This is a genomic window from Modestobacter sp. KNN46-3 (genome assembly GCF_011039295.1).
In genome coordinates this window covers 1-8,272 of sequence record NZ_JAAKGN010000183.1, presented here as the reverse complement: position 1 = coordinate 8,272, position 8,272 = coordinate 1, and the positions used below count along the sequence as shown (strand labels likewise).

7 protein-coding genes and 2 pseudogenes are annotated in these 8,272 nt (G+C 75.0%); all 9 read right to left on the bottom strand.

Going from position 1 to position 8,272, the window contains the following annotated elements; translation table 11 throughout:
- A partial coding sequence (locus G5C62_RS23625) for a Rieske 2Fe-2S domain-containing protein (RefSeq protein WP_164702924.1) occupies window positions 1–582 on the bottom strand: 582 nt, incomplete at its 3' end.
- Window positions 583–660: 78 nt separating this feature from the next.
- The gene (locus G5C62_RS23620) at window positions 661–1,431 is read right to left on the bottom strand and encodes a TIGR03084 family metal-binding protein (RefSeq protein ID WP_164702923.1); all 771 of its coding nucleotides are present in this window, start codon (window positions 1,429–1,431) and stop codon (window positions 661–663) included.
- Window positions 1,428–2,972 (bottom strand): class I adenylate-forming enzyme family protein, encoded by a 1,545-nt coding sequence (locus tag G5C62_RS23615; protein ID WP_241176093.1) that lies wholly within the window; start codon window positions 2,970–2,972, stop codon window positions 1,428–1,430. Before G5C62_RS23615 ends, G5C62_RS23620 begins: the two co-directional genes overlap by 4 nt.
- An 18-nt stretch (window positions 2,973–2,990) precedes the next feature.
- Complete coding sequence (locus tag G5C62_RS23610) at window positions 2,991–4,256, bottom strand: ABC transporter substrate-binding protein (RefSeq protein WP_164702921.1); 1,266 nt, start codon at window positions 4,254–4,256, stop codon at window positions 2,991–2,993.
- A complete protein-coding gene (locus G5C62_RS23605; RefSeq protein ID WP_164702920.1) occupies window positions 4,253–5,464 on the bottom strand; it encodes a branched-chain amino acid ABC transporter permease in 1,212 nt (403 codons plus the stop codon). Before G5C62_RS23605 ends, G5C62_RS23610 begins: the two co-directional genes overlap by 4 nt.
- Window positions 5,457–6,350 carry a branched-chain amino acid ABC transporter permease gene (locus tag G5C62_RS23600; RefSeq protein ID WP_164702919.1) on the bottom strand — a complete coding sequence of 298 codons (894 nt, stop codon included), beginning with the start codon at window positions 6,348–6,350 and terminating at the stop codon, window positions 5,457–5,459. Before G5C62_RS23600 ends, G5C62_RS23605 begins: the two co-directional genes overlap by 8 nt.
- A gap of 25 nt (window positions 6,351–6,375) precedes the next feature.
- Window positions 6,376–6,498, bottom strand: a complete 123-nt coding sequence (locus G5C62_RS29075) for a hypothetical protein (RefSeq protein WP_345433156.1) — start codon at window positions 6,496–6,498, stop codon at window positions 6,376–6,378.
- A gap of 117 nt (window positions 6,499–6,615) precedes the next feature.
- Window positions 6,616–7,077: pseudogene (locus G5C62_RS29070) on the bottom strand (ATP-binding cassette domain-containing protein); the annotation flags it as partial.
- A gap of 132 nt (window positions 7,078–7,209) precedes the next feature.
- Window positions 7,210–7,926, bottom strand: a pseudogene (locus G5C62_RS29065) (ABC transporter ATP-binding protein); the annotation flags it as partial.
- Window positions 7,927–8,272 lie beyond the last annotated feature (346 nt).

Below are 8,272 nucleotides of genomic sequence, written 5' to 3'. Positions count from 1 at the left end.
GCTGACGTAGACGACCCCGGCGGCGTCGTCGACCTCGGTGGTGATCGGGGTGTTCGCCACCTCCGGCGTCCCGATGTACCCGCCGTGCAGGTAGGTCTCGTGCGAGAGGTCCATCAGGTTGTCCACGAGCAGGCTGGCCCGCGCGGCGAGCGGCTCCATGCCGCTGACCGTCGTCCAGCCCTCCTGGGCCAGCCACGGTGCCCGCGGGATCGTGGCGCCCTCCGCCTTCTCGGCGTCGCCGATGAACACCCAGACGAAGCTGTCCTGCTCCACCACCGGGTAGCTCTTCAGCCGGGCGGTGCGCGGCACCCGGGTCTGACCGGGAACGGCCACGCAGCCGCCGTCGGCGCCGTAGGTGAAGCCGTGGTAACCGCAGACGACGGTGTCGCCGACCAGGTGGCTGGGCTCCTGCGAGAGCGGGAACCGGCGGTGCACGCAGCGGTCGCTCATCGCGGTGACCTCGCCGGCCTCGGTCCGCCAGAAGAGGATCGACTCCCCGCAGATCGTGCGGCTGAACAGCTCGCGGCCGACCTCGCGGCCGTAGGCGGCCACGTACCACTGGTTGCGGACGATCGACGTCATGGGTTTCCTCCCGCTGGTGTCCTCTTCGACCCCTCCAGCGTGACGGCAGTCACGGCGGAGAACAGCCCTCCTTCCGCCTCACGGAAGCCCATCGCTGCCCCGTCCGGGCGGGCCGGCGAACGCCTGTGCCACGTCGAGCCACGCGTCGGCGTCCGGGCCGACGGCGACGAGGGACAGGGCGGCCCGGGGCCGGCGCTGGACCACCCGCAGGCAGAAGTCCAGCAGTGGCCCGGTGACCGACTGCCCGGCGTCCGGCGGGCCCTCGGTCCAGCGCGAGCCGTCCGCACGGGTCAGCTCCACCCGGATCGGGGCCGTCGGCGCCGGGCGGCCGTGTGCGGCGAAGGAGAACGCCCGGGTGCGCACGCCGAGGTGGGCGACGTGGTCCAGCCGGGCGGAGGGGCGGGGCGGGCGGCCGAGGGCGTCCCCGACGTCCACGCCGTGCGCCCAGGTCTCCATCAGCCGGGCCGTGGCCATCGACGCCGCGCTCATCGGCGGGCCGAACCAGGGCAGCCGGGTGCCGTCGGGCACGGCCGCGAGGGCCTCGGCGAGGGCTCCCCGGCCGGTCCGCCACCGGGCCAGCAGCACCGCGGGCGGGTCGACCGCCCCCTCCTCGGCCCCGCGCACCACGGCGTCGGCCGGCTCCCCGGCTGCCCGGACGGCGAACGCGGCGGGGTCCGCGGCGGCCAGCAGGGCGACCTCGTCGGTCCAGGCAAGGTGGGCGACCTGGTGGGCGACGGTCCACCCGGCCGCGGGGGTGGGCCGGGCCCAGTCCGCGGGCTCGAGCGTGCCGAGCAGCTCCTCCAGCGCAGCGCCCTCGGCGGCCAGGTCGGCCAGCAGCCCGGGCCTCACGGCACCGTCGACGGCTCGGCGGCGATCCGGCGCAGCTCGGCGCGCTGCACCTTGGCCGAGGCGGTCATCGGCAGCTCGTCCACGACCCGCCACGAACGCGGCACCTTGAACGGCGACAGCCGCTCCCGGCAGTGGGCGGTCAGCTCGTCCGGGTGCGGGTCGCGGCCGCCCGCCGGGACGACGAACGCCACCACCAGCTCCCCCCACCGCTCGTCCGGCACCCCGACGACGGCGGCCCGGGCGACGTCCGGGTGCTCGGCCAGCACCTCCTCGACCTCGACCGGGGACACGTTCTCCCCACCGGTCTTGATCATGTCCTTGAGCCGGCCGACGACCCGGCAGGCACCACCGGCGTCCATCGCGGCCAGGTCGCCGGTGTGCAGCCAGCCGTCGGCGTCGATGGCTGCGGCCGTCGCGGCCGGGTCGTCCAGGTAGCCGCGGGTGATCCGCGCGCCGCGCACCCACAGCTCCCCCGGCGTCCCGGGCGGCACGGCGTCGCCGTCCGGGCCGGCGATCCGCACGTCGGTGCCGGCCAGGGGCGCCCCGACGGTCTCCCGGCGCATCGGGTCGGGGTCGGTCGGCGCGGTCTGCAGCACCGCCCCGCAGGTCTCGGTCATGCCGAAGGTGATCGACAGCCGCGCGTCGAAGACCTGCTCCACCCGGTCGACGAAGGCCGGCGTCACCGTCATCCCGCCGGTGAACAGCACGCGCAGGTCGGGCAGCCCGGGCGGGCCCTGGGCGGCCAGCAGGTCCAACAGGGTGGGGGCGGCCGACAGCATGGTCACCCGGCGGTCGGCCAGCGCCTGCAGCACCGGTCCCGGCGCGAACGGCAGGACAACGTGCTCGGCCCGGGCCCACAGCGCCCCGACCACCCCGAGCACGTTGCCCGCGGTGTGGAACAGCGGCATCGGGTTGCACCAGGTCCGGCCGGCGGTGGGCCCCAGCCGCTCGGCGAAGGCGTGCCCGGTGACGACCATGGCGCGGTGGGTGATCCGCACGCCCTTGGCCCGGCCGGTGGTGCCGGAGGTGAACTGCACCTGGGCCAGGCTCTCGGGGTCGACGACCGGCAGCTCCCCCGGCACGGCCTCCGGCAGGGCGGCCCGCCAGTCGGCGCCGACCCGGACGACCTCGACGCCGGCGACGGCCGCGCAGAGGTCGGCCACCGGGTTGCCGGCGACGTCCTCGGCGGCGAAGACGCAGGCCGCGCCGGAGAGCCGCAGGGCGTGTTCCAGCTCGGCCGGCCGGGACCGGGGGTTGATCGGCACGAGGGTCATCCCGGCCAGGGCGACGCCCAGTTGCAGCAGCACCGGCGCCGGCCCGTTGCCCAGGCAGGTGGCGATCCGGGCACCGGGCGCCCGGTCGCGCAGCAGCCCGGCGGCCACCACCCGGGCGTCGGCCAGCAGCTGTGCCGCTGTCCAGGTCCCCCCGGTGGCCGGGGTGCTCAGCAGCAGGTCCTCGGGGCCCTCCCGGACCGCCCGGTGGAGGACGTCGCCGAGGACGCCCTCCACCAGGCCGACGCCCGGCGACCGCAGCTCGCTCACCGCCAGCGCCGGCACCGCTCAGCCCCCGTAGGAGAAGGACTCCGCGCTGGGGCCGCTGAACTCCTCCAGCAGCGCCAGTCCCGCCTCGGCGGCGGCGTCCACCTTGGAGACGTAGACGGTGGTGGTGGGCGACTGCCCGGGCTGGGAGTAGTCCAGCCCGTCGGGCAGCAGACCGTCGGTGTCCACCGACGAGCTCTCCTGCAGCGCGGCGACGACGCCCTCCGGGGTCAGCTCCCCGGCCTCGCAGGCCCCCTCGAGCGCCTGCCGGAGCAGCTCGCCCTGGACGTAGGCCAGCGGGACCTCCCAGCCCACGTCACCGTCGGGGGCGACGGAGGCGTAGAGCTCGTTGGCGGCCTGGACGCCCGGGGCGTCCGAGGCGTACGGCGCCACGCTGGTGATGCTGTAGGCGTTGGCCACCAGCGCGTCCGCGACCGGGCTGCCCAGCAGCGAGGGGTTGAACGTCGGGTTCATCCCGACGATCGGGACGTCGGCCCCCTGGGTGGCCAGCACCCCGGCCAGCGAGGCGAGCTGGGTGGGCGCGGCGGCGAGCACGACGCCGGCCACGTCGGCCTGGACCAGCGCCGAGGCCTGCGCGGACAGGTCGGTGGTCTGCGAGGTGATCTCCTGGGCGACGATCTCCACGCCCCGCTCCTCGGCGGCGTGCTCGGCCCCCGCCAGGGCGTCGCCGCCGTAGTCCCCGGCGAAGTAGACGACACCGATGCGGCCGCCCTCGGGCACGCCGAGCTCGTCGACCAGGTAGTCGACGGCGTTGGCGGCCTCGATCGCGTAGCTGGCGCCGGGGAGCTGGTTGTTCTCGTACTGCAGCGCGGAGCCGGTCCACCCGACGCCGCCGACGTAGACGTCGTCCTGCTCGGCGAGCGGCAGCACGGCCGCGCTGGTCGGGCCGCCGAGGACCTGCTGCAGGGCGATGACGTCCGGCGCCATGCTCCGGTAGAGGGTGACCGCGCGCTGCGGGTCGTAGCCGTGGTCCTGCACGTCGACCACGACGTCCCGGTCGCAGACCCCGCCGTCGGCGTTGACCTGGTCCCAGTAGGCGTTGGTCTGGGTGACCTGCACCGCTGCGCCGGCGGCGAACGGCCCCGGCAGGTCGGTGAGCATGCCGACGGTGATCTCGGAGTCGGTGACCCCGCTGCCGGTGGTCACGTCACCCTCCCCACCGCCGCCCTCGCCCGACGCGTTCGGGTCCGTGGTGCTGCAGGCGGCCAGCGAGAGCATCGTGACGGCCGCGGCGGTCAGCGCACAGGTGCGGGGCAGGTGCTTCATCGGGTGGTCTCCTTCGACCGGGGGTGGGTGACCGCGGCCGGGTGGCTGCCGTCTGGGGTGCTGGGGTCGGTGCTGCCGGAGGTTGAGGCGGTGCGGCCGGTGGGTCCGGGACCGGGCGTGTCCGGGTCGGTGGTGCCGGCGTCGCCGGAGGGACCGCCGCCCCCGAGCCGGTGCCGGAGTCGGCGACCGGCGCCGGCGAGGCCGCCGCGGAGGAAGACCAGGACGGCGATGATCGCCAGCCCGTAGACGATCCGGGAGGCCGTCGAGGGGTCCAGGCCGCCCGAACCGGGGGCGGCGAGGAAGGGCAGCGCCGAGCTGTACTCGGCCAGCACGAGCGGCAGCGCCGTCACGAAGAGCGCGCCGACGACCGCGCCGGCCACCGAGCCCAGCCCGCCCAGCACGATCATCACCAGGAAGTCGACCGACGCGGTCAGCGAGAAGACGTCCGGCGCGACCCGCCCGTAGGCGAGCGCCAGCATCGCGCCCGCGGTCCCGGCGTAGGCGGAGGAGACGACGAAGGCCGCCGCCTTCGCCCGGGCCACCCCGATGCCCATGGCGGCTGCCGCCGTCTCGGAGTCACGGACGTTGGCCCAAGCCCGGCCGGTGCGGCTCGCCCGCAGGTTCCCGGCCAGCCAGCAGGCCACCACCGCGAGCAGGAGGAAGAGGTACCAGAGCCGGTGCAGCCCCTCGAACTCCACGCCGCCGACGGCGAGGTAGTCGGGGTCGCGGTTGCTGAAGCTGAACCCGCCGAGCGCGAAGGACTCGACCGACCGGCCGGTGAACCCGCCGGTCCAGTCGGTGAGGTTGAGCAGCAGGTGCCGGACGACGAAGACGAGCCCCAGGGTGGCCAGGCCCAGGTAGATGCCCCGCAGCCGGCCGGCGACGGGTGAGAAGGCGGCGCCCACGCCCGCGGCGACGAGCGCGGCCAGCGCCAGCCCCAGCACCGGGGGCAGACCCGCGCCGGTGACCGACGTCGTGGTCTCACCGGTGGACCACGCGTACACGTAGGCGCCGATCGCGGCGAAGGCCGCGTGCCCCAGCGACAGCTGCCCGGCGACGCCGACCAGCAGGGTGAGCCCGACCGCCCCGATGGCCGCGGCCATCACGAACAGCCCGGTCTGCAGCCAGAAGTCGTTGAGCACCAGGGGCAGCGCCAGGGCGACGACGAGGAGCGCGACGCCGCCGAGCCGACGGAGGAGATTAGACACGGACGGCCTCCTTGCTGCCCATGAGGCCCGAGGGCCGCACGAGCAGGACGACGATCATGACCACGTACGGCGCGACCTCGCCGAACCCGGCGCCCAGGAAGTGCTCGAGGTCGCCCTCGTAGCCGGTGACCAGGGCACTGGTGAGCCCGATGAGCAGGCCGCCGACGACGGCGCCGGGCACCGAGTCGAACCCGCCGAGCACCCACGCCGGGATCGCCGCGAAGGCGCTGAGCGCGATCGTCGGGGCGACCCCCGGGGAGGGGAAGGAGGTGAGGAAGACGCCGGCGACCGCGGCGAGCACGCCGGCCAGCGCCCAGCCGGTGGCCGCGGTGCGGGACAGCCGGATGCCCATCAGCGAGGCGGTCGGGCCGTCGGCGGCCGCGGCGCGCATGCCCACACCGAGGTCGGTGCGGGAGAAGAGGTACCAGAGGGCGGCGAACGCGACCACCGTCACCCCGGCCGCCACCACCCGTCCGGTGGGCAGCGCGATGTCGCCGAAGCGGACCACCGAGGCCCCCCACGGCGCACCGACCGGGAGCACCTGGTTGCCGATCCGCCGGGTCAGCTCGGTGAGCAGCACGATGTCCACCCCGAGCATGAGGATGGCCGCGGCCCCGGGCTCGGGATCGGCGAGGTTGCGCACCAGGAGCGCGTTGATCAGCACCCCGACCAGCGCCGCACCGAACAGCGCCACCAGCATCGCGGGCCAGAAGCCGATCGTCGGGTGCAGGACCGCGACCAGGTAGGCCCCCAGCAGCACGATCGAGCCGTGCGCGAAGTTCAGCACCCCGGTCGAGGTGAAGACGATGGCGAACCCGGCCGCGATCAGGCTCAGCACCAGCCCGTAGGACAGGCCGTTGAGGACCTGGGTGAGGAAGTAGCTCATCTCGGGGTCTCCGCTCCGCTGCCGTTCACGCTGCCGACGCCCCGAGGTAGGCCCGGAGCACCTCGGGGTCGCGCTGGACCTCGGCCGGGGTGCCCTCGGCGATCTTCTTGCCGAAGTCGAGGACGGTGACCTGCTCGGCGAGCCCCATCACGAAGGGCATGTCGTGCTCGACGAGCAGCACCGACAGCCCCAGGTCCCGGCGCACCTGGCGGATGGTCTCGGCCATCTCCTGCGACTCCCCGTGGGTCATCCCGGCGACCGGCTCGTCCAGCAGCAGCAGGGACGGGCGGGCGGCCAGCGCCCGGCCCATCTCGACGCGCTTGCGGTTGCCGTAGGACAGGCTGTGCACGGGCACGTGCAGCAGCGGGCCCAGGCCGAGGAGGTCGGCGATGTCGCGGACGGTCGACCGGTGCGCGCGCTCCTCGCGGCGGGCCCCGGGTGTGCGCAGGGCACTGGCCAGGACCCCGGAGCGCATCAACCGGTGCCGGCCGACCAGCAGGTTGTCCTCGACGGTGTCCTCGAGGGCCAGCGAGATGTTCTGGAAGGTCCGCGCGACGCCCAGCCCGGCGGTCCGGTGGGAGGGCAGCGCGGTCAGCTCGTCCTCGCCGTAGGTCACCCGCCCCTCGGTGGCGCGGTAGGCGCCGCCGAGCACGTTGATGCAGGTGGACTTGCCCGCCCCGTTCGGCCCGATCAGCGCGTGCACGGTGCCGGGCTCGACGGCGAAGGAGACCTCCGACAGCGCGGCGATGCCACCGAACCGGACGGTCAGCCCCTCGACGGCGAGGCGCTTGGGCGCCTCGGCGGTCGGGATCCCCGGCTCGGTGACGACGACGGCCGCGGGACGCTCCGGCGCGGCGGCGCCCAGGTAGCGCTGCCGGACGTCGTCGCTGGCCGCGAGCTCGTCGGCGCTGCCGGCCGCGGTCACGTGGCCCACCTCGAGCACGTAGGCGCGGTCGGCGACCCGCAGGCCCATCACCGCGTTCTGCTCGATGAGGAGGACGGCGGTGCCCTGGGCGTTGATCGTGGTGACGATCTCGCCGATCTGGTCGACCAGCAGCGGGGCGAGGCCGAGCGAGGGCTCGTCGAGCAGCAGCAGCTGCGGGGAGGTCATCAGCGCGCGGCCCATCGCCAGCATCTGCTGCTGGCCACCGGACAGCAGCCCGCCGAGCTGGGTGCGGCGCTCGGCGAGCACCGGGAAGAGGTCGAAGACCCGGTCGCGGGCCTCGTCCCGGGCCTTGGCGTCGCGGACGGTGAACCCGCCGGCGCGCAGGTTCTCCTCCACGGTGAGGTCCCGGAAGACGCGCCGGCCCTCGGGCACCTGGACCAGCCCGCGCCGGACCACCGTGGAGGTGTCCAGCCCGGCGAGGTCCACGCCCTGGTATCGGATCGTGCCGCCGGTGACCGCGCCGCCGTAGGAGCCCAGGGCCCGGGAGACCGCCCGCAGCAGCGACGTCTTCCCCGCGCCGTTGGAGCCGAGGACGGCGACGACCGACCCGGCCGCGACCTCCAGCGACACGTCGCGCAACGCCTGGACTGCGCCGTCGTAGGAGACGTCGAGGTGCTCGACGCTCAGCAGCGGTTCGGCCATCGCCGTCCTTCCTGGTCGCTCCCGAGAGGGACGAGCGGCGCTCGTCCGACGTGGTCGGTGTCACACAAAAGCTAGAGAGGGTCTCGACGCGCGTCAAGGAGTTGTCTAGCTTTGTGTCCGAGTCGCCGCCCGGCGGCTCGGACGGGGGGTACCTGTGGAGGCGACTGCGGACGTGGGTGCGGTGGAGGCGACTGCGGACGTGGGTGCGGTGGAGGCGACTGCGGACGTGGGTGCGGTGGAGGCGACTGCGGACGTGGGACCTGTGGAGGCGACTGCGGACGCGGACGCAGCGGTGAACTCCCAGGCGGCTCCGGCGCCGGCCGACCGCGGGGCG